The organism is Halomonas cupida, from assembly GCF_900142755.1.
Lineage (GTDB): Bacteria > Pseudomonadota > Gammaproteobacteria > Pseudomonadales > Halomonadaceae > Halomonas > Halomonas cupida.
Genome location: NZ_FRCA01000002.1, coordinates 20,602 through 39,037, shown reverse-complemented (window position 1 = coordinate 39,037; position 18,436 = coordinate 20,602). Strand labels below are relative to the sequence as shown.

The 18,436-nt window shown below is 58.5% G+C and carries 20 protein-coding genes; 10 read left to right on the top strand and 10 right to left on the bottom strand.

Annotation, left to right across the window (positions count from 1 at the left end; translation table 11 throughout):
- Window positions 1–55 precede the first annotated feature (55 nt).
- Complete coding sequence (locus BUE38_RS04410; protein WP_073433844.1) at window positions 56–379, bottom strand: gamma-glutamylcyclotransferase family protein; 324 nt, start codon at window positions 377–379, stop codon at window positions 56–58.
- Between the two features lie 442 nt (window positions 380–821).
- Here BUE38_RS04410 and BUE38_RS04405 point away from each other — a divergent pair, with 442 nt between their 5' ends.
- Window positions 822–1,133 (top strand): hypothetical protein, encoded by a 312-nt coding sequence (locus BUE38_RS04405; RefSeq protein WP_073433843.1) that lies wholly within the window; start codon window positions 822–824, stop codon window positions 1,131–1,133.
- Between the two features lie 136 nt (window positions 1,134–1,269).
- Here BUE38_RS04405 and BUE38_RS04400 read toward each other — a convergent pair whose 3' ends face one another.
- The 3 genes from BUE38_RS04400 to BUE38_RS04390 form a co-directional block, all read right to left on the bottom strand.
- Window positions 1,270–2,235, bottom strand: a complete 966-nt coding sequence (locus BUE38_RS04400; protein WP_073433842.1) for a zinc-binding metallopeptidase family protein — start codon at window positions 2,233–2,235, stop codon at window positions 1,270–1,272.
- Between the two features lie 354 nt (window positions 2,236–2,589).
- Window positions 2,590–3,180: an aminoacyl-tRNA deacylase gene (locus BUE38_RS04395; protein WP_234986763.1), complete on the bottom strand. Its 591-nt coding sequence runs from the start codon at window positions 3,178–3,180 to the stop codon at window positions 2,590–2,592.
- A 5-nt stretch (window positions 3,181–3,185) separates the two neighbouring features.
- Window positions 3,186–4,103, bottom strand: coding sequence for an MBL fold metallo-hydrolase (locus BUE38_RS04390; protein ID WP_073433841.1), 918 nt, complete (start codon window positions 4,101–4,103; stop codon window positions 3,186–3,188).
- Window positions 4,104–4,702: 599 nt separating this feature from the next.
- On the opposite strand from BUE38_RS04390, the gene BUE38_RS04380 reads away from it, so the two are divergent.
- Complete coding sequence (locus BUE38_RS04380) at window positions 4,703–5,080, top strand: bleomycin resistance protein (RefSeq protein ID WP_073433839.1); 378 nt, start codon at window positions 4,703–4,705, stop codon at window positions 5,078–5,080.
- Window positions 5,081–5,275: 195 nt separating this feature from the next.
- On the opposite strand, the gene BUE38_RS04375 is transcribed toward BUE38_RS04380, so the two are convergent.
- Window positions 5,276–6,091 (bottom strand): aminotransferase class IV family protein, encoded by an 816-nt coding sequence (locus BUE38_RS04375; RefSeq protein ID WP_073433838.1) that lies wholly within the window; start codon window positions 6,089–6,091, stop codon window positions 5,276–5,278.
- A 99-nt stretch (window positions 6,092–6,190) separates the two neighbouring features.
- Here BUE38_RS04375 and BUE38_RS04370 point away from each other — a divergent pair, with 99 nt between their 5' ends.
- Entirely contained in the window at window positions 6,191–6,562 is a 372-nt protein-coding gene (locus BUE38_RS04370) for a MerR family transcriptional regulator (RefSeq protein ID WP_073433837.1), read from the top strand.
- Here BUE38_RS04370 and BUE38_RS22350 read toward each other — a convergent pair.
- The 3 genes from BUE38_RS22350 to ampC all read right to left on the bottom strand — a co-directional run bounded on the left by BUE38_RS22350 (window position 6,559) and on the right by ampC (window position 9,504).
- Window positions 6,559–6,873, bottom strand: coding sequence for a hypothetical protein (locus tag BUE38_RS22350; RefSeq protein ID WP_143166197.1), 315 nt, complete (start codon window positions 6,871–6,873; stop codon window positions 6,559–6,561). The genes BUE38_RS04370 and BUE38_RS22350 overlap by 4 nt on opposite strands.
- A 385-nt stretch (window positions 6,874–7,258) precedes the next feature.
- Window positions 7,259–7,843 carry a manganese efflux pump MntP gene (mntP, locus tag BUE38_RS04360; RefSeq protein WP_073433835.1) on the bottom strand — a complete coding sequence of 195 codons (585 nt, stop codon included), beginning with the start codon at window positions 7,841–7,843 and terminating at the stop codon, window positions 7,259–7,261.
- A gap of 512 nt (window positions 7,844–8,355) precedes the next feature.
- The gene (gene ampC, locus BUE38_RS04355) at window positions 8,356–9,504 is read right to left on the bottom strand and encodes a class C beta-lactamase (protein ID WP_073433834.1); all 1,149 of its coding nucleotides are present in this window, start codon (window positions 9,502–9,504) and stop codon (window positions 8,356–8,358) included.
- A 167-nt stretch (window positions 9,505–9,671) separates the two neighbouring features.
- Between ampC and BUE38_RS04350 the strand changes: the two genes are divergently transcribed.
- Complete coding sequence (locus BUE38_RS04350; protein ID WP_073433833.1) at window positions 9,672–10,589, top strand: LysR family transcriptional regulator; 918 nt, start codon at window positions 9,672–9,674, stop codon at window positions 10,587–10,589.
- Complete coding sequence (locus tag BUE38_RS22870) at window positions 10,589–10,762, top strand: hypothetical protein (protein WP_159438848.1); 174 nt, start codon at window positions 10,589–10,591, stop codon at window positions 10,760–10,762. The genes BUE38_RS04350 and BUE38_RS22870 overlap by 1 nt, the downstream gene beginning before the upstream one ends.
- Here the strand turns inward: BUE38_RS22870 and BUE38_RS04345 are convergent.
- The gene (locus BUE38_RS04345; protein WP_073433832.1) at window positions 10,725–11,612 is read right to left on the bottom strand and encodes a LysR family transcriptional regulator; all 888 of its coding nucleotides are present in this window, start codon (window positions 11,610–11,612) and stop codon (window positions 10,725–10,727) included. The genes BUE38_RS22870 and BUE38_RS04345 overlap by 38 nt on opposite strands.
- Before the next feature lie 111 nt (window positions 11,613–11,723).
- Here BUE38_RS04345 and BUE38_RS04340 point away from each other — a divergent pair, with 111 nt between their 5' ends.
- The 5 genes from BUE38_RS04340 to BUE38_RS04320 all read left to right on the top strand — a co-directional run bounded on the left by BUE38_RS04340 (window position 11,724) and on the right by BUE38_RS04320 (window position 17,000).
- Entirely contained in the window at window positions 11,724–12,602 is an 879-nt protein-coding gene (locus tag BUE38_RS04340) for a HalD/BesD family halogenase (protein ID WP_073433831.1), read from the top strand.
- A gap of 72 nt (window positions 12,603–12,674) precedes the next feature.
- Window positions 12,675–13,958, top strand: a complete 1,284-nt coding sequence (locus tag BUE38_RS04335) for a M24 family metallopeptidase (RefSeq protein ID WP_073433830.1) — start codon at window positions 12,675–12,677, stop codon at window positions 13,956–13,958.
- A gap of 302 nt (window positions 13,959–14,260) precedes the next feature.
- On the top strand, window positions 14,261–14,497 hold the full coding sequence (locus BUE38_RS23460) for a FeoA family protein (RefSeq protein WP_073433829.1): 237 nt from the start codon (window positions 14,261–14,263) through the stop codon (window positions 14,495–14,497).
- The gene (gene feoB / locus BUE38_RS04325) at window positions 14,487–16,766 is read left to right on the top strand and encodes a Fe(2+) transporter permease subunit FeoB (RefSeq protein ID WP_073433828.1); all 2,280 of its coding nucleotides are present in this window, start codon (window positions 14,487–14,489) and stop codon (window positions 16,764–16,766) included. Before BUE38_RS23460 ends, feoB begins: the two co-directional genes overlap by 11 nt.
- Before the next feature lie 9 nt (window positions 16,767–16,775).
- Window positions 16,776–17,000: a FeoC-like transcriptional regulator gene (locus BUE38_RS04320; RefSeq protein ID WP_073433827.1), complete on the top strand. Its 225-nt coding sequence runs from the start codon at window positions 16,776–16,778 to the stop codon at window positions 16,998–17,000.
- A 151-nt stretch (window positions 17,001–17,151) separates the two neighbouring features.
- Here the strand turns inward: BUE38_RS04320 and BUE38_RS04315 are convergent, their stop codons facing one another.
- A complete protein-coding gene (locus BUE38_RS04315) occupies window positions 17,152–18,375 on the bottom strand; it encodes an amino acid deaminase (RefSeq protein WP_073433826.1) in 1,224 nt (407 codons plus the stop codon).
- Window positions 18,376–18,436 lie beyond the last annotated feature (61 nt).

Sequence of the window (18,436 nt, the reverse complement as noted above, 5' to 3'; positions counted from 1 at the left end):
GGTGGCTTTGGCGATGTCGAGAAGGCTGCCAGAGTGTTCGTCGCCACAAGATATTTCAACGGAGGGCGTATACGTGTGCCTCGACCGTGCCACCCTCAGACAGCGTCACAGTAGTTAGTGTGCGCCGATACTCCTCACCCTCGAAGTCGTCCAGGGCTTGCCAATGGAGTGACAGGTTCTCCGACATGAAGACGTGGCCCTTGATGACGTCTCCGGCCTCGTCCAGTACAAGACCGGGAAATCCCATCTCGGCTCCCCAACCCGCTTCCATGAGCCGGCCCTTGATGCTTCCAGCCTCCCACGTCCCTCCGATCTTCTGCATGACGTGCTCGTTAGGGCGACCTGGTCCGAGTGTCCCGTAGACGAAAAGGTATTCCATGACATGTCTCCTGGCTGGACAGAGAAAAGAGGAATTGTCGAGGTTATCAGTTACCCCTTAACCTGGGCATCCACTGAGAAAGCGAATTTTCACCGTCGCTGAGCTATCCAATACCAACCAATGTTTCCGGATAACCGATATCTGTCCCGTAGGGGGCGCTCGCCGGCATTCGCCGCCTCAACCTCACCAGAGTCTGGAGTGATTGATCGATTGGACCGACTGTCCGGTGGGCCGGAGAGAGGCCGTGTCTTGACCTTTCTATATCCTCACTCGCGACCACCACTTGCTCATTTTTTTTGCACGAGAGAGTCTCTACAGAGCCCTCACAACGGCCTGGGCTGGCCCGGCGGCTCAAAGCCTGTATGATGAGGGTGCAACATATTCAGATACGGAGCAGAAACCACGATCGATCATTCTTTCCAAGCCAGCACGGGAGGTTCTCATGAAGGTCTATAAACCTGAGTGGCAGTGCACGTTTAGCGTAAATGAAGGCGCGGAAGAATCGGCTAGTTGGAAATCACGTATCGCCTGGCGTATACGGGAGTTCGCCGACAAGCTGGATGGCGGCGGAAGAACGATCCAGATTGACTGCAACGTAACACCAGAAGTGAGTCGGCAGGATGTTGATACCTGCCTGGGGAAGGGCTTCGAAGTCACCCAGAGCCTGCTCACACAGCTTGCTCATCAAGCTGCCTGCGAAGATGTCATGCGTGACGCGAAGGCGGAACTGTTTGAGGAAGACTATCAGCATTGATGACCGGCTTCTCTGTCATCACCACACCCCGTTCAGCCTCTGGCTGAATGGGGTGTTTTGTTTCAACCCGGGCGGTATCTGGTGGTCGGGTAGATCATCTCAGCACATCGTGATGCTTGAGGCTTCCATACAGGAATCAACGCCCCTGGGCACCCCGGCGTAGCCAGTCATGTACGAAGGCCAGCTTTCGACGCGCATCGTCAGGCAGCACGAATGGGTAGAGGTCAGACAACCCCATGGAGCGATTGACATGATTGACTCCCATGGCGAGAGAAGCTGCGACGTGGATCAGGCGTTCTGCGTCCGGCTCCGAGTAGGGATCCCAGCCAGGACTGGGTAGCTCCGGCGAGGACAGGCCTGCGGCGACGAAGCTGTCGGTTATGTCGGTCAGATGCAGTAGGTGTGCGGCGGTTTCGGCCCAGTCCTCATGCGGATGTGCCGAGGCGTAAGAGGTCAGGAAGCGCAGCCGCCAATCGGGCGGAGGGCCGTCCTGGTAATGGTGCTGGAGTGCAGCGGGGTAATCCGCTCGTTCGTCGCCAAACATGGCACGGAAGGCATCGAGGAAGTCGTCGCGGAGGCTGAGCCGCCACCAGAGCATATGGGCGATCTCGTGGCGCATGTGGCCGATCATGGTGCGGTAGGGCTCATCCAGCGCCTGGCGGCGAGCTGTGCGCAGGACCGGATCCGCCTCCGCGACACTGATTGTCACCACTCCTTCGACATGCCCCATGAGCACGGGTGTTGGGCCTTCGGCAAGCAGGTGGAATACAGGGCGTGTGCCCGGGTCTTCCGGCCGGAACCAGTGCCAGCGGCCAAGATTGTCGATGGCCCAGCGCTTGGCCGCTTCGGTCTGTGCCCAGTTGGGGATGGCGCCAGGTATGGCAGGGTCCGGGGCCAGCGCCGTCATGGCGCAGGATCGGCAGAAGGCACCTTGGGTGGGAGCAATCCAGTTGCAGCCGATGACCTCTCTGTTGGCGCAGAAGGGGGGCATCGGCAGGAACGCCCGAGCCTGTGGGTCGTAGGCAACGGGAGTGCCGTCAGCGGTGGCCAGGTTATCGAACCAGAGCGTGCCGGAACCGACCGGGTTGGAAAAAACGCGCATACAGTATGGAACTCCGGAAGAGGGACTGAGCCCAGGGAGTGAGCGTCATGAATCCATACTTCTCTTGTCTCTGGGCCGTGTCAAAGTCTTTGCGGGTAATGGACTATCCGCTGAGGCGACAGCCTGGCTGAGTGGCCGACCCGGGGCAGGTACTGCCGGTCGGCACATGGCCGACCGGCGTGTGGCGCGACAACTATTAACATGGCAATCAAATGGCTCATCCTGATCGATTTGATTGTCGTCCGCACCACACCAGCAGATGCGCGGATCTGCTGGTGTGGTCTCGCGTCGGCCTGATGGCCGACGGCGGCACGTCCCTGTGCCGCCATTAACCCAACGTGAAAGCATGCCGGGTTAATAGCGGGGTCTGCTGAAGAGCCCGTGACGACTATCGGCCATCAGGCGGTCGAAGTCGGTACCACTCATGTGTACCAGAGTTTCGTGGTCGCCGGCCTCGAAGTAGATATCCGGCTGATGGCGCAACTGGTCATCCAGATAGACCTGCAGGCCGTAGGCCTGACCTACCGGAATGGCCGCGCCCGGATCACAGTCATTGAACTCTCTACGTACCTCGTCCTCTGTGGCGAGTTCGAGTTCCTCGTGGACCATTTGTGAGAGTACGTTGAGATCCGCGTCACAGGTGCTGGGTACCACGGCAACCCGATAACCGGCTTCGCCGTGGAGCATGATGGCCTTGGCCAACTGATCACCGCCGACATGCGATACCTCGGCGATGCGGCTGGTCGAGACCGCGCGTGGATGGGACACCTCCTCATAGTCGATATCGCAGGCGCGGAGGTATTCCCGAATCGTCATCGGCATGGCCATGACGTTGCCTCCCTCGGCCGCAGGGGCCGAACGATCGAATGCCGTGCCTCCTGGCGTGGCGAGCAAGACTCCATACTCCCAAGCATAGCGTGCCTGCTGGATGTTGGGGTGACGCACGCAGATCAATCGAAGATATCGAGATCCTCAGCCAATACGACGTCACCGCTATAGCCCTGCTTCACTTCATCCACCACGCCGTCGATCGGGGCTCCGTAGTGAAGTACATGATAGAGCACGAGCAATTCGGGTTGCGCCTGCTCTGCAAGCTCCGCCACGTCGGTCGTCAAGGTGTGTGCATACTGGTGATAGGCCTGCCACTCCTCGGAAAGGTCCTGCCAGCCCTCATGGCTGATGACCTCGTGAAAGAGAATGTCAGCGCCTTGCGCCTGCCTTGCTGTCTCGTCATTGAGCGAGGTGTCGCCCGACAGGATGATTGTCTTGTCGGGCGTGGTGATCCTGAACCCATAAGCGGCATCCCAATCCCCGTGGGTAACGGGAAATGCCTCGACGGTAACGCCGTTCTCATCGAAAACGACTCCAGCACCATCAAACTCGGTAACGTTCGCTCTGAAAGCGTCGCGATTGGTGACAGGGCTCTTGTCCGCCAGGCGTGTTTGCGTATCTTCCGTGAGCATGGCATTGGCGCCTTCGCTCATCGCCTGAGTGCCGGGAGGGCCGAATACCTGTATCTGATTCTCGCGTCGCCACCAATACGTCCCCAATAGCTCCGGGAAATCCACAATGTGGTCACTGTGCAGGTGCGTCAGAAACAGATGGTCGATCTGTGTGGGATAGAGGGCGTCGATATCGTGTTGCTCATAAGCCTGGATGGCCCGCTGGACCACGCCTGCTCCCATGTCGAACACATAGGCTTGCTGGTCATGGATAACGGCGATACTGGATCCCGCGCGCTCGCCATTGGGAACCGGGGTACCGGTACCCAGTACAACGACCTGGGTGTCGGCGCTGGCCGCCATCGAGGTGATCAAGCCAGTCGCTGCCAGGGAGGTGACGGCCAGAACGGTGCGGAATTGGGGCATGCTCGACTCCATGATGATGTTCTTGTTCGCATGACGAACCTTGATTCGTCATGCGTAGGGCAAGCCTGGCGCATAATCCGGATTGAAAGAATGCAACTTAGGTGGAGCATGAGATCGCAAGACCGCCTTCCCGGTGGCAGACGGAAGGCGGAAGCCAGTCATCTGAAGCGGCGATGAGCATACAGTATCCGGGCGACGGTCTATCTCTATAGTCCGCGAATACCCTACAGGCCGGGAATACCGATGGGGCCTGGCAGGTCGGGAATCGGGGAGCAGCCATTCAGCATGATGGCGCTTGACGCGAGTATGAGGGCCAACAGTAGTGGTTTGAATCTGGGCACGCGGGAAACCTCGAGTAGGAAGTGGCTGGGCTGGGTCATGGTTGGAATAGGACGTCGTTGGAATAGGACGTCGTTGGATGCTGTGGGTCTGGACCACCTGCCTGAGGCGTCGAGTGTCGAAGCATTCCGCATCATGACAGGGAGAAGTAGGAAACAGGCAAGCAATATGCATCATATCTAACCATGCACTATGATGCCTGGAGGTCTCAAGTGCGGTTTCGCTTGTACTTCACGGCAATCAGCTAACAGGGAGCCATCATGTCCTCGAATATCCTCGCCACTATCCCTGTCCTTCAGATCGAGAATGCGGAGCGCAGCTGTGATTTCTACTGCGGCCGGTTGGGCTTTCACAAGAATTGGGAGCATCAGTTTGAACCCGGTATGCCATGGTTCGTGTCACTCAGCAGAGGCGCGGTAACCCTGTTCCTTACCGAGCACCCCGAGAGTGCAGTGGGAGCACTCGTCTACCTGCCGGTGGAGGCAGTTGATGAGCTTGCCCAGGAGTTTCAGGGCAATGGCGTGGACCTTGAGCTGAAGCCGGTGACACAGCCATGGGGAATGCGCGAGATGCAGCTCGAGGATCCCGATGGCAACAGGCTGCGCTTCGGTCAGGACATGGAGGAAGGGGAAGGCTGAGCCGAGGGCTCCACGACATGTTGAGTCACATCACCGCAGACTTGGTGCCGCGCATAGGTGATCCCTGTTTCGTCATCGAACGCCAGTATTGTCTGATCCGGCAGCAAACGCCTCACATTTCCAGATGTGAGCTCTGGTTAAAGATAGGCAAGGAAGCTCGCCGCCGTGTGAAGTCCTACCGAATGATGCCGGAGGCTATAGATGCTGGGCCGGCTCTGCGTCGTATGCCCTGTACAGCAGGCTCATGAAGGAGTCTGGCTCAGCGATGGTGGTTGAACCAATGGACGTGACGGCGATGCCGGGTGTCCAGGAGTTCATCACCGCTGCGCCGGACAGGCTCTCGAGACGTTCCAGAGAGATCTCTTCATGGCGCTGGGGAATACCGAAATGATCCAATTGCCGCTGAACAATGCCCATCATGGTGCCGGTCAGGAGAGCAGCTTTCGGCCAGATAACCGTTTCACCATCCCAGAAGACCAGGTTCCAGATAGTGGCCTCGCTCAATCGTCCCTGCCTGTCCACGAAGGCTGCATCGTCAAAGCCCTGACGTATGGCTTGATGCAGATAGTAGGTCTTGCCGGACTCGCCAACGTGCTTGATGGTGGGTAGAGGCCTCTCATGTTCCACGGCTGCCAATCTCAGCGGACCCGTTGGGCCATTTGAGGGGGCTCCTGTCCGCACCAGAACGTCAGGCTCTACGTCCATGCTGTCTGCGGTGAACTCTCCGCCGGGAGAGAATACAGTGACGGTCAACGACTGGTCTTCCGGCCCATTGTCGATGGCAGTCTTGATGAGACGTCTCAGTTGCGCGTCAGGAAGGGCTCTGCCGAAGAATTCCATTGAGGCTGTCCGCAGGCGGGCGAGGTGCAGGTCCAGTCCCTTGATTCTACGGCCTCGAACCTGCATTGCGGTGAAGTGCGCAAACCCTGCAAAGGCCAGCGGTGTCAGCTCTGTTGCCGTGGCCGGAAGGTCATTGATCCGTGCCTGATGGGAATGGGGTTCAAGCGTCATGTCGTCGTACTCCTGAGTGTGTTGATGACGAAGAACCTGTATCCTGGACCCTGACAGCGCTGTTAGAGTCAAGGGCAGGGAAGGCGAAGGGGAAGCACGATGAAAATTGGTGAGCTATCGAAGCGCACTGGGGTGAGCATTCGCATGCTGCGCTACTACGAGACCGAGGGGCTGTTGAAGCCGCAGCGCATGGCAAGTGGCTATCGTGACTACGACGCTGGGGAAGTTCGCACCGTTGAGCGAATCAAGCTGTTGGGCTCGGCGGGCATGACGCTCGCGACAATCCGCGAGTTTCTACCCTGTGTCAGGGGCGAGGGGCCCGTGTTCGAGCCTTGTGATGAGCTGCGTAATGTACTCCATGAGCAGATCCGTCTGGCTGAGCAGAAGGCGGAAAGGCTGGCTAAAAGCCGGAGAGTTCTGGAGAGCTTTCTGGCGGAAGTAGAGCAGGGCTCGTCTGCCGTGAAGTATTAACCCGGCATGCTTTCATGTTGGGTTAATGGTGGCATAGGGACGTGCCGCCGTCGGCCATCAGGCCGACGCGAGACCGCGCCACACCAGCAGATCCGCGCATCTGCGCCAGTATGGTGCGGACGACAATCAAATCGATCAGGATGAGTTGTTTGATTGCCATGGTAATGGCGGCGCGCGGTGTACTCGATGGCTTCCGCCAGGTTCAGATTGGCACCATCAGCCTTGTGATCATTACCGCAGCGCGGGACGCGGCCGGCCGCTCTGGCCTGCTGCCAGGTGGTAAGGGGGAGGACGCGATAGAGAATTGCCATGGCCCCATCTTCCTTCTTGTCGCATTGGGAAGTCTCCTACGGCCGCATAGGAGTATGTCGACTACCGATAGGGGGGCTGATGCGGCATAGTAGCCGCGGCGTCAGGGAGAGAGGATGTCTCCATGGATGGAGTGGCTCTCTTCGTGATGCCGACCTCTGCGACCCAGGTCTGCAGTGTGCTTGAAGTGGTGATCACGACTTCGCGCATTGCTCAGGGTCATGCGATCTCATATCCCTACCATCTTTGATGGTTTCTGCCGACGGATTTCCGCCGGCTTTTTTTGTGCCACGACTTTTGTGCCACGATCACTGAAACCTGCATCAGAGACGGATGGCATCAGGGATGGGGGGTATCAGGGATGGGGGGTATCAGGGATGGATTGCATCAGGGCTGAACCATGAGATGGTGATACAGGGTGATACAACCCACACCGATCAGGATGAGGCCACCCACAATCTCGGCGCGCTGGCCGACCACGGCCCCTACTTTACGCCCGATCATGACGCCTGTGGTGGACATGATGGTGGTGGCCAGGCCGATGGCCAGGGCGGTCAGCCAGATGTTGACGTCCATGAAGGCCAGGCCGATACCCACCGCCATGGCATCCAGGCTGGTGGCGATGGCGGTGGCGACAATCAACCACCAACTGGTGCTGCTCGAGGAAGTGCCGCAGCAGCGGTCATCATCCTCAGCCTGCGGCTTCAGCCCGGCGAGAACCATTCTGCCACCGAGCAGCAGCAGCAGAGTGAATATGACCCAGTGGTCCCAGTCGCGGACCAATTGAGAAGCCCCCATCCCCAGTAGCCAGCCGATCAGCGGGCTGATCATCTCGATGACGCCGAATACCAGGCCGGTCTTGATCGCCGTGCTGAAGCGTGGCTGCTGCATGCAGGTTCCCTTGCACAGCGACGCGGCAAAGGCATCGGTGGACATCGAGAAGGCAAGCAATGTAGTGGAAACCAGGCCCATGGGTGTATCCCGCGAGGTGTGAACAATCTGCCGAACCTTCAAGGCAGGACAGAATCCGGTGTCTCTCCTGGGCGCTGTCTGGTCTTTTCGGAGCGAATTCATGTATCGCTATTCCGACAGCCAGGTGCCACTCAATCGAGCTCTTGGAAGCCATCATATATGACTGCAAAAGCGCGTCAACTCATTGCCACGGTTGGGTTTTTAAGTGTCGACAAAGTTTTATAGCCGCGGCTATGGGTCTTTTATCAGGCAATAATTCCCGCAGCATTGATGCGCTGAAAATGACTCATTCATGATCTTGTTGAAATGTCGGGAAAGCAGGTCATGTCCCGGGCATTTCAGCGGATATTGATGGAAGCGAATATTGAAAGAAGTGGATATTGATAGAAGTAAATATTGATGAAACAGAAGGACCACCTTGGACGGGCCAGGGTGGTCCTGAGAGCGTGGTCAAGTGAAGGTGGTCCGGATCCGGTCAGGAGGCGGCGGACACGGAAGTACGAATGTGGCGCTCAGTTCTGCAGTGACTGCAGGATCTGCCAGGCGGCCTCTGCACGCTCACCGTTGGGATAGTTCCTGTTGGCGAGGATCACGATGCCCTGTTCGCGAGAGGGCATGAAGGTCGCATAGGCTCCGAAGCCGCCGGTTGATCCGGTCTTGTGATACCAGCGCTGGGGCTGAGGGTCGCCGGAAGTGTCCAACAGCCGGGAAGGCTGAGGTTCCAGTGCCATCTCGGCGGTTGTCCCGGCCTTGAGGGTATCGACGGTAACCGGCAGGGCGTAGCTCTCCCAGCCGAGCCCCTGCAGCATATCGCCGACGGCGGCATAACCGTGTTGAGTCTCCAGCAGCGCTTTGGACATCAGGTTGTCCTGCCGCTGGGCATCGATATTGGCCTGCAGGAACTCGGCCATATCCAGCGCTGTGGTCTTGATGCCGTAGGCCTGGGCATCCATGGCTCCGGGGTTGACCCGTACCGGCTCGTTATCACTGTTGTAGCCCTGGGCGTAGTGACTGGCCTGATCGTCCGGTACCGTGAGCCAGGTGTGTGCAAGGCCAAGCTCCGGCAGTACCCGTTTCTGCATCAGTGCATTGAACGGTTCCCCGCTGCTGCGCGCCGCCAGCTCACCGAACAGACCGATGCTGGGATTGGAGTAGAGGCGCTGGCTGCCCGCAGCAAACTCTGGCTGCCAGGCCATGTAGTAATCCCTGGCGTTGTCGCTGGTCACCCCCTCGGGAAACTGCAGGGGAAATCCGCCGGCCGTATAGGTCGCCAGCTCGACCATGGACACTTCCCCCACCGGATGACCGGCGAAGTCCGGCTCTATGCTGGCAGCGGTGTCCTGCCATGCGAAGTCGCCTTGTTGATGCACCCAGGCGGCCAATGCCGAGGTGAAGGTCTTGCTCACCGAGCCGATCTCGAACAAGGTGTTGTCGTCCACCGTTGCGTGGGTATCACGCGAGGCCACGCCATAGTGGCTGGCACATAGTTTGCCGCGATCGACCACGGCCACGGACATCCCGGCAATGTCATGACGGCTCATCAGCGCGTTGATCTGCTGGTCCATGGTGGTGTTTCCGCAGGGGGCGGCGGCTTGAGCAGAACTGGCGGTAACGGCAAGTACGAGGGGCGCGAGAACGAAGGGCAACAGGCGAACTGACATGGCAGGGCTCCTTGGCGATATCAAATCCAATTCATGTGTCGGGCAGCATGGCGCTGCTGGAGTAGGGTAGATAGGCGAGATATGCTGCACAATCGAGCAATTCTCGCGCTAGACACAAGTTGAATTTGTAGCTGGTGGAGCGTTTGGACAACGGAAAGGGAGCCGACTTGGATCGTCATCAACTTCCCCTGAATGCACTGCGGGCCTTCGAGGCCTCGGCACGCCATGCCAGTTTCACTGGAGCGGCCAATGAGCTCTGTGTCAGCCAGGCGGCGGTCAGCCATCAGGTGCGTCACCTCGAAGCGCAGTTGGGCGTGGTCCTGTTTCGCCGTCTACCGCGTGGCCTGGCGCTCACCAGTGAAGGCGAGTTGCTGTTTCCAGTGCTGCGGGAGTCACTGGATCGCCTGTCCCAGACACTGAACCTGCTGACCGATGGCGCGCGTCGCGAGGTATTGAGTCTGGCAGTTGTCGGTACTTTCGCGGCCTGTTGGCTGCTGCCCAGGCTTGATGATTTCCGGCGGCGATTTCCCTTCGTCGACGTGCGGGTAGCGACCCACAATAACCGGGTGGAACTGGCTAGTGAAGGCTATGACATGGCGATCCGTTATGGCGGTGGGGCCTGGCATGGTGAGTCGGCGGTACACCTGATGGAAGCACCCTTGAGCGTGCTCTGTTCTCCGCGGGTGGCGCGAGAGCTGCACCGTCCTGTGGATGTCCTCGGGCAGACGCTGTTGCGTTCCTTTCGTAGTGATGAGTGGCAGACCTGGCTGGTGGCGGCGGGAGTGGATTCCCGTCTGCGTCTGCCGGACAGCGTAGTGCTCGACTCCTCATTGGCGATGATGGAAGCGGTGGTGCAGGGCACTGGAGTGGCATTGGTGCCGGTCCCGATGTTCGAGCGGCAACTGGCCAGTGGTGCCATCGTCAAACCCTTCGAGACGCAGGTGGCGCTGGGCAGCTATTGGCTGACGCGATTGCAGTCGCATGCCGAGAATGCCGCCATGGCAGCATTCCGGCGCTGGCTGATCGAACAGCTCCAGGAGCCGGCATGCACTGTACAGGAAGGTTTATTAACCACGTTGGGTTAATGGCGGCACATGGACGTGCCGCCGTCGGCCGTCAGGCCGACGCGAGACCGCACCACACCAGCAGATCCGCGCATCTGCGCCAGTGTGGTGCGGACGACAATCAAATCGATCAGGATGAGCTATTTGATTGCCATGTTAATAGTCGGTTGACTTCAGCGTGGCCGGGGCCGTGACATCGTCACTATGGGTGACCACGTCCTCGAGCTGCTGGCAGAACAGGTCGAAGGCCTCGCTGGCGTGTCCCGGACGCCGGTGCATCTCGATCTCTACCTGGCCAAGCGGGGGTAGCCCACTGGACTCATCGAGAATACGGCAGTTGTGGGGCAGGCTGCGCGGTGTCTTGACCGTGATCGCCAGTCCTGCCTGTACCGGCAGGTTGATGCCGGTAGGGGACTGGCTGGTATAACGCAGCTCCCAACGCCGTTCCTGACGGCCCAGCGCCGCCAGCGCATGAGCGCGGAAGATACAGCCCTCTGGATTCAGTGCCAGAGGCAGGGTTTGGCCACGGGTCGGATCGGCATCTTCCGCCGCGATCCACACCATGGGTTCCCATCCGAGCAGCTGACCGGATTGAGTGGGTTCATGGCGTACCGACAATACGACATCGAGCAGCCCCTGCTGGAAATCCTCGACCAGGTTGGCGCTGATATCGCAGATGACTTCGATGCGGGTGTTGGGGTAGACCTCGGCGAACCGCGGCAGCAACTCCGGCAGATAGGCATTGGCCTGCTCCTCTGAGGTACCGAAGCGGATGCGCTCTCCCATGGGGCGTTCGCCCATGGCTTCTCGGGCCTCATCCTCCAGCTTGAGCATATGGCGAGCGTAGGGCAGTAGGCGCTCACCATCGGCGGTGAGGATGACGCTGCGGCTGGTGCGCGCAAACAGCGACTTGCCCATCTGGTCTTCGAGCCGCTTGATCTGCAGGCTGATGGCGGACTGGGTTCGATGCAGCACACGTCCGGCGGCGCTGAAGCCCTGGCATTCGGCGACGGTGACAAAGGCGCGCAGCAGATCGGTATCCATAGGGAATCAATCAGTAGTTGCAATAGGTAGTATCTTAACCATTCATTTCTATTATTGAAACAGGCTCTCTATGCTGGTCACATCCATTCGACAGCAGTTGGAGTCAATCCCATGCAGGCCATTGACGCCGCAGCGAGCGCCTCTCTCGAAGGTCTGATCGACCTTTCCCGATACCCCATCAATCAGCTCGACAGCGATGCCGGAAAGGCTCTGGTGGAGCAGTGCCGTCAGCAGTTGAACGAGGACGGCTGTGTCGTGCTCAAGAACTTCGTGCCCCAGGAGGCGCTGGAGGTTCTCGAGCGGGAAACCGAGCGTCTGTCTCCGGATGCTCACTACAACCAGACCGAGACCAACCCCTACAACAATGCGGGCGACGAGACCAGGCCCGCCTCGCACCCGCTCAACCGATTCGATGACCGTACCAATGGCTTTGTTGCCGGTGATCGTATCGATCATGACACCATTCTCCGCCAGGTCTACCAGAACCCCAACTTTCAGCGCTTTGTCGCGTCGGTGGTGGGAATGGACGAGATTCATCCCTACGCCGATCCTCTGGCGGATCTGGTGGTCAATGTGCTGCGCGAGGGCTGTCAGCATCCCTGGCACTACGACACCAACCAGTTCATCGTCACCATGATGACACGTTGTTCCCATGGTGGGGGGACCTTCGAATATGTTCCCGGCATCCGCAACCCCGAGAGTGAGAACTTCGAGCAGGTGCAGCAGGTGCTGGACGGGGATCATTCACGAGTTCGCTCGCTGGATCTCCAGCCGGGAGACCTGCAGGTCTTCTTCGGCCGTTATTCCCTGCATCGTGTCACGCCGGTGCAAGGCGAGCGTGAGCGGCACACGGTGATCTTCGCTTATGCCAGCGAGCCGGGTTTCATCGGCCGCCCGGAGCGCGCCCAACGTATCTTCGGTCGCATGGCACCGATTCACGAGAGGCTGCTGGCCGAGGGCATGCAGCGCAGTGACAAGCTGGTGGACTGACATCAATAGCCCCCGCTGTCGTGACCTTCCATGCAACGGTAAGCACCCCTACAACGGAAATACGGACCTGACATGAGCATCGTTGATTTCGAGAACCTGACGGACCAGGAGCCGGACCGGATTCCGGTCGTTCCCTCGGCACCCATGGCCAATGGTGACAGCATTCCCACCGCCTTTGATCCCCTACAGTTGCGCGCTGGTCGACTACAGCGACTGCGCGCCATGATGGCGGAGCAGGGCTATGCTGCGGTGGTGCTGTTCGACCCCAACAATCAGCGTTATGCCACTGGCTCGCGCAATATGTTCGGGTACTTCCTGCGTAACTCGACGCGCTACATTTATGTGCCGATCGAGGGCCCGGTGATTCTGTTCGAATATCCGGGGAGCGCCCATGTCTCGACCTGGCTCGAGACCATCGATGAGGCACGTACTTCCAAGGTGGTGTGGTCGGCGGTCAATCAGCGCGACAACCTGTCATCCGACCCCTTTGGCGTCGAGATTGCCGAACTGGTTGAAGAGCACGGGCGTGGCAGCCGCAAGGTTGGCCTGGATCGCTGTGCCCTGAACCTGGCACGTTCGCTGGAGGCGCAGGGACTGGAGGTGTTCGACTGCATGCAGGACACCCTGCATTGTCGTCGCATCAAGACGCCTGAAGAAGTCGCTTGCCTGGCGCAGTCGATGGCCGCCAGTGAAGCTGCGGTGGCCGAGGTCGAGGCAGCCATCAAGCCGGGCATTACCGAGAACGAGCTGTTCGCCATCATGTATGGCAACGTGATCAAGCAGGGCGGCGAGTTCATCGAGACGCGTCTGCTGTCTTCCGGTCCACGCACCAACCCCTGGTTCAACGAAGCCAGTGATCGTGTGATTCGTCCTGGCGAGCTGGTGGCCCTGGACACTGATACCATCGGCTGCCATGGCTACTACTCCGACTTCTCGCGCACCTTCCATGTCGGCCCCAGCCGCCCCAGCGACTACCAACGAAGCCTGTACCGCATGGCCTGGGAGCAGGTGCATCACAACATGAATCTGCTCAAACCGGGGCTGAGTTATCGTGAGCTGGCCGAGCAGGCATGGAAGATTCCCGAGCGCTTCCTTGATCGTCGTTATCCGTCGATCATCCATGGGGTTGGCATGCATGGCGAAACCCCGTTGGTCGCCCATCACATGGATTTCGACCGGTTCTCGAAGGATGGCGTCCTCGAGCCCGGCATGGTGGTCTCGGTGGAGAGCTACATCGGTGAGGTCGGTGCCGCGGATGGCGTGAAGCTGGAAGAAGAAGTACTGATTACCGACACCGGGATCGAGAAACTGTCACGCTATCCCTTTGACGAGGCGTTGCTCGGACGCGAGTTCTGACCCGACACCTCGATACCCGCAATGGACGCAGCCCCGGCACATGCCGGGGCTGCGTCGTTGTATCTGTTGGCTGAGCTGCCTTCTCTGATGGCTTGTCGTTGGACGCTTTTCATTGAGTGCGTGGACAGGGAATGGACGGCTTCTGAAGAGCGAATTGTTGCATTTGTGTGACAGTATATGTCGTTTCTGTTGATCTGGATCAAGAACTCGCCGGGAAAAACGCGGAATGATCATTAGTCGGTGCGAAAAAGTCTCTCTGTGGTAGGATCATCGATGATAATTATTATCATTGGTGTTCGAGTATGAGACTGTCTGACTTGAAGCCGAATCAGTCTGCCATCGTCAAGGAAATGTCGAGGCTACAACCGATGGTGCGCAAGAAATTGATGATCATGGGGTTACTCCCGGATACATCAATAAGGATGATTCGTAGAGCACCACTTGGAGATCCGATCATGCTCCGCTTTCGAGGTGTTGATGTCGCCTTGCAATGTGAAGTAGCGGAGAGGATTCAGGTGGAATTGAGCAATGACATTTAGAATTCTTGTTATCGGAAATCCCAATAGCGGTAAATCAACAATATTCAATAAGTTGACGGGGGCGAGGCAAAGAGTCGGAAACTGGAGTGGTGTTACCGTCGACAAGAAAGTCGGAAGGTTCGATCACGATAGTTGCCATTTCGAAATTACTGACCTCCCCGGTGTCTACCACCTCAACGGTGACCAGAGCTTTGATACTCTGGATGAGTCCATCGCCGTCAGTGCCATTGAAAGCCTTCCTGCAGACCTGATCATCAACGTTGTCGATGCCAGTACCCTGGAACGCAGCCTGTATCTGACGCTACAGCTTCTCGAGTCGGGGCGCCCCATGTTGGTGGTGCTCAACAAGATGGATGTAGTTGCTCGCCAGCAGCAGAAGCTTGATATCACGAGGTTACAGCAGCATCTGGGTTGCCCGGTCATTGCGCTCAGCGCTCATGAGCCAGACGATGTTCGATCATTGAAGGATAGGATCAAGCAGGTTATTACTCGAAAGCAGACAGGCTACTCCTTTCAACTGGATTATGGCGAACAACTGGAACCCGCCATTGATGGCATTCAATTGCATCTCGAAGGTTATCCGACCAACTTGACCAAGCGAAGTCATGTGTTGCGGTTTATCGAGGGACAGAATTCCAGTCTTTCCGAGCTATCCATTATCGGGTACCAGCAGGCCAAACTGATTCGTGAAGAGTTGTTGAGCCAGGTCGATGTTGATGTTGTTGTTGCCGATGTCCGCTACAGCTTTATTCATGAGTTGGTGACTTCTGTTCGCCATCAGAGAGGGCGGTTGAGCCGCCGGTTAAGCGATCGTATTGATAATATCGTCATGAATCGTTGGCTTGGCCTGCCGATCTTTCTATGCGTCATGTACGTCATGTTCATGTTCGCGGTGGATTTCGGCAGTGCCTTCGTCGACTTCTTTGATATCAGTGTCGGCACACTATTGGTCGATGGCGTGCATTTCCTGTTCGATGGCATCCTGCCGTTGTGGCTCGTCACTCTACTGGCGGATGGCTTTGGTGGTGGTGTACGGACGGTGGCAACCTTCATTCCGGTGATTGCCTGTCTCTACCTGTGCATGTCGTTGCTGGAAAGCTCCGGCTACATGGCTCGGGCGGCCTTTGTACTCGACAAGCTCATGCGCAAGGTTGGCCTGCCCGGCAAGGCCTTTGTACCGCTGGTGCTTGGCTTCGGTTGCAATGTGCCGTCGGTGATGGCAACGCGCAACCTTGACCATGAGCGCGAGCGTCGCCTGTCGGCGGCGATGGTACCGTTCATGTCCTGTGGAGCACGACTGCCGGTCTATGCACTGTTTGCCGTGGCCTTCTTCCCGGAAAACGGGCAGGACGTGGTCTTTCTGCTCTATCTGGTTGGCATTCTGGTGGCGATCATGACCGGGCTTCTGTTGCGGTACACGCTGTACCCGGGTGTCAACAGCAGCTTCGTGATGGAAATTCCGGATTACGAGTTTCCCACTGTCAGTAATGTGTTGCTCAAGACCTGGCAGAAGCTCAAGCGCTTTGTGCTGGGGGCGGGCAAGACCATCGTTCTGGTGGTGGCCTGCCTGAGTATGATCAACTCCATCGGCATGGATGGCTCCTTCGCCCGGAATCAACACAGCAATTCGCTACTGGCCGAGATTGCACGAGGAATTACCCCGGTTCTGTCACCGATGGGGATCGAGCAGGACAACTGGCAGGCCACGGTGGGCCTGGTGACCGGCATCTTCGCCAAGGAAGTACTGGTGGGGACGCTCAACGAGCTCTATGGCCCACCTCAGGATGAGGCGGCAGAATACGATCCATGGACAAGACTGCAGGAGGCAGTAGCCACCATCCCGCAGAACTTCAGTGACCTGGATTATGCCGACCCCATCGGGGTCGAGGTCGGAGACGTCGATGACCCGACCCTGGCGGCCGAGGAGCAGCAGGTCGATGTCTCGATCTACGGCAATCTACAGCAGCACTTTCCCAGTGCCAGCGCAGCGATGGCCTATCTGCTGTTCGTTCTGCTCTATACCCCCTGTGTAGCTGCCATTGGCGCCTATGTTCGTGAATTCGGCCGCCGCTACGCGCTATTCATCGTGACCTGGACGCTGTTTGTCGCCTATGGCGTATCGACGCTCTACTACCAGTTCAGCATGGTGGAAGTGATGTGGCGATCTGCAGTGATCTGGGGGCTGGTGTTCGCCGCGCTGTCTGTTGCCTGGTTCCTGACGCTGAGGTGCTATGGGCGACGCCTACAGGAGCTTTCGTTGAGTGTGTGAGAGAAGACGATGATTCTGCTGGCACTCAAGGCCTATATCGAGGAGCGACAATCGGCGAGCGTCAGTGAGCTGGCACGGCACTTCGCGCTATCCGAGGATGGCGTCAGGGCGATGATGCAGGTGTGGGAAGAGCGAGGTGGCCTTTCTGTGGAGTACGACAGTGATGGTCGGGTAACGCGTTACCGCTTCGTCGGAGCAGAAGAGATTCCTGTCGCGATGCTGTCGGATCGGTGACGATATTGTCAGGCCAGAGGCGGCGCTTCGAGACTAACCCTGGTTCGGGTGTTCAGTCAGCAGGGCCATCCGTTCGGTGACGGATGGCCCGTGGCCGATCACGCTGGCACTGGGATCTGGCAGCCGGTCCTGAAAACCGGCTCCTGACAATCTAGAATCGAGTCTCCCAGCTTTCGACGACCTGAAGTTGATCATCAACCAGGTGAATCTGACGCCACTTGTCGAAGGTCATGCAGGGGTGGGAGGCGCCAAAGGCGACAATGTCGCCGACCTGGATATCATGCTCACCCGTCGGCAGTTCGATGAAGGTATGCTGGTCCATCTGTTTGACCACCTTCCAGCCGTCCACGCCCAGCACACCGTCACTGCTGCCTCCCTCTCGATAGCGTGCGAGGGCCTCCGGCGGCAGATCATAGCCGATATCTCGCTTGCCGAGGGCAACGATCGCCATACCAGGCTCCGGCAGTGACTGTACCTGGGCATAGACTTCAAGTGCCGGGCGTAGTCCCTCGTGGAGATCGGGGCGACGCGACAGTACGCCCTGCTGAGCCTCGCGATAGATGCCGTGGTCATGGACCACATAGCAACCGGGACGCAGCACCGGAGCGAAGTGCCCCTGCAGGCCGGCATCACGGAATTCCTCGGCGATCAGATCGTACCAGGCCGAGCCCGAAGCGGTGATGATCGGTTGCTCCACGCCAATCAGGCCTTCACTCGCCAGGGCTTCGGCATTGGCTACCATGCGCTGTGCATAGGCACGAATCCCGGCAATCGGGTCGTCACCGTGTACGACACCTTCATAGCCTTCCAGACCTGCCAGCACCAGCCCCGGCTGCTTGGCAATCTTCCGCGCCAGCGTCAGTGTATCTTCGTCGCTTCGGCAGCCGGTACGTCCACCGTCCACGCCGATTTCCACCAGCGTCAGCAATTCCAGGCCGGCAGCGGAGAAGAATTCACCAAGCTGGGTGGCATTCTCGACACTGTCTACGGTCACGTACAGCTCGGCACCCGCACGGATCAGGTCCGCGGCAATCGCCATGTTGGCACGCCCCACCAACTGATTGGCCAGCAACAGGCGCTCGACGCCTTCGGCGAAGGCAGCACGACACTGGGGCAGGGTGGCGAGGGTGATACCCCAGGCACCAGCTTCCAACTGACGACGGAACAGCTCCGGGGTCATGGTGGTCTTGCCGTGGGGAGCGAGATGCGCTTGGTGGTGCTCGGCGAAGTGCTGCATCCAGACAAGATTATGCGCCAGCGGTGATTGCTTGATGATCGCTGCCGGAAGACTGACGTCTGCCAGCAGGTTGCGGCCGCTTTCCAGAGTGCCCTTGTGGCCTCCCCGGGAGTCGATTCGAGCGCTGTCGTGTGCCATGGCAAGTACCTGCAGTGATGGTGATCAAGATCAGTGCTGATCAAGAGTGTAGAGAATGCCG

What these genes read in the sequence shown, in the direction of transcription:
- BUE38_RS04410 (WP_073433844.1), bottom strand. Translation starts at nt 379, where the DNA reads ATGGAATACCTTTTCGTCTACGGGACACTCGGACCAGGTCGCCCTAAC.
- BUE38_RS04405 (WP_073433843.1), top strand. Translation starts at nt 822, where the DNA reads ATGAAGGTCTATAAACCTGAGTGGCAGTGCACGTTTAGCGTAAATGAA.
- BUE38_RS04400 (WP_073433842.1), bottom strand. Translation starts at nt 2,235, where the DNA reads ATGCGCGTTTTTTCCAACCCGGTCGGTTCCGGCACGCTCTGGTTCGAT.
- BUE38_RS04390 (WP_073433841.1), bottom strand. Translation starts at nt 4,103, where the DNA reads ATGCCCCAATTCCGCACCGTTCTGGCCGTCACCTCCCTGGCAGCGACT.
- BUE38_RS04380 (WP_073433839.1), top strand. Translation starts at nt 4,703, where the DNA reads ATGTCCTCGAATATCCTCGCCACTATCCCTGTCCTTCAGATCGAGAAT.
- BUE38_RS04375 (WP_073433838.1), bottom strand. Translation starts at nt 6,091, where the DNA reads ATGACGCTTGAACCCCATTCCCATCAGGCACGGATCAATGACCTTCCG.
- BUE38_RS04370 (WP_073433837.1), top strand. Translation starts at nt 6,191, where the DNA reads ATGAAAATTGGTGAGCTATCGAAGCGCACTGGGGTGAGCATTCGCATG.
- BUE38_RS22350 (WP_143166197.1), bottom strand. Translation starts at nt 6,873, where the DNA reads ATGGCAATTCTCTATCGCGTCCTCCCCCTTACCACCTGGCAGCAGGCC.
- mntP (WP_073433835.1), bottom strand. Translation starts at nt 7,843, where the DNA reads ATGGGCCTGGTTTCCACTACATTGCTTGCCTTCTCGATGTCCACCGAT.
- ampC (WP_073433834.1), bottom strand. Translation starts at nt 9,504, where the DNA reads ATGTCAGTTCGCCTGTTGCCCTTCGTTCTCGCGCCCCTCGTACTTGCC.
- BUE38_RS22870 (WP_159438848.1), top strand. Translation starts at nt 10,589, where the DNA reads ATGGCGGCACATGGACGTGCCGCCGTCGGCCGTCAGGCCGACGCGAGA.
- BUE38_RS04345 (WP_073433832.1), bottom strand. Translation starts at nt 11,612, where the DNA reads ATGGATACCGATCTGCTGCGCGCCTTTGTCACCGTCGCCGAATGCCAG.
- BUE38_RS04340 (WP_073433831.1), top strand. Translation starts at nt 11,724, where the DNA reads ATGCAGGCCATTGACGCCGCAGCGAGCGCCTCTCTCGAAGGTCTGATC.
- BUE38_RS04335 (WP_073433830.1), top strand. Translation starts at nt 12,675, where the DNA reads ATGAGCATCGTTGATTTCGAGAACCTGACGGACCAGGAGCCGGACCGG.
- BUE38_RS23460 (WP_073433829.1), top strand. Translation starts at nt 14,261, where the DNA reads ATGAGACTGTCTGACTTGAAGCCGAATCAGTCTGCCATCGTCAAGGAA.
- feoB (WP_073433828.1), top strand. Translation starts at nt 14,487, where the DNA reads ATGACATTTAGAATTCTTGTTATCGGAAATCCCAATAGCGGTAAATCA.
- BUE38_RS04320 (WP_073433827.1), top strand. Translation starts at nt 16,776, where the DNA reads ATGATTCTGCTGGCACTCAAGGCCTATATCGAGGAGCGACAATCGGCG.
- BUE38_RS04315 (WP_073433826.1), bottom strand. Translation starts at nt 18,375, where the DNA reads ATGGCACACGACAGCGCTCGAATCGACTCCCGGGGAGGCCACAAGGGC.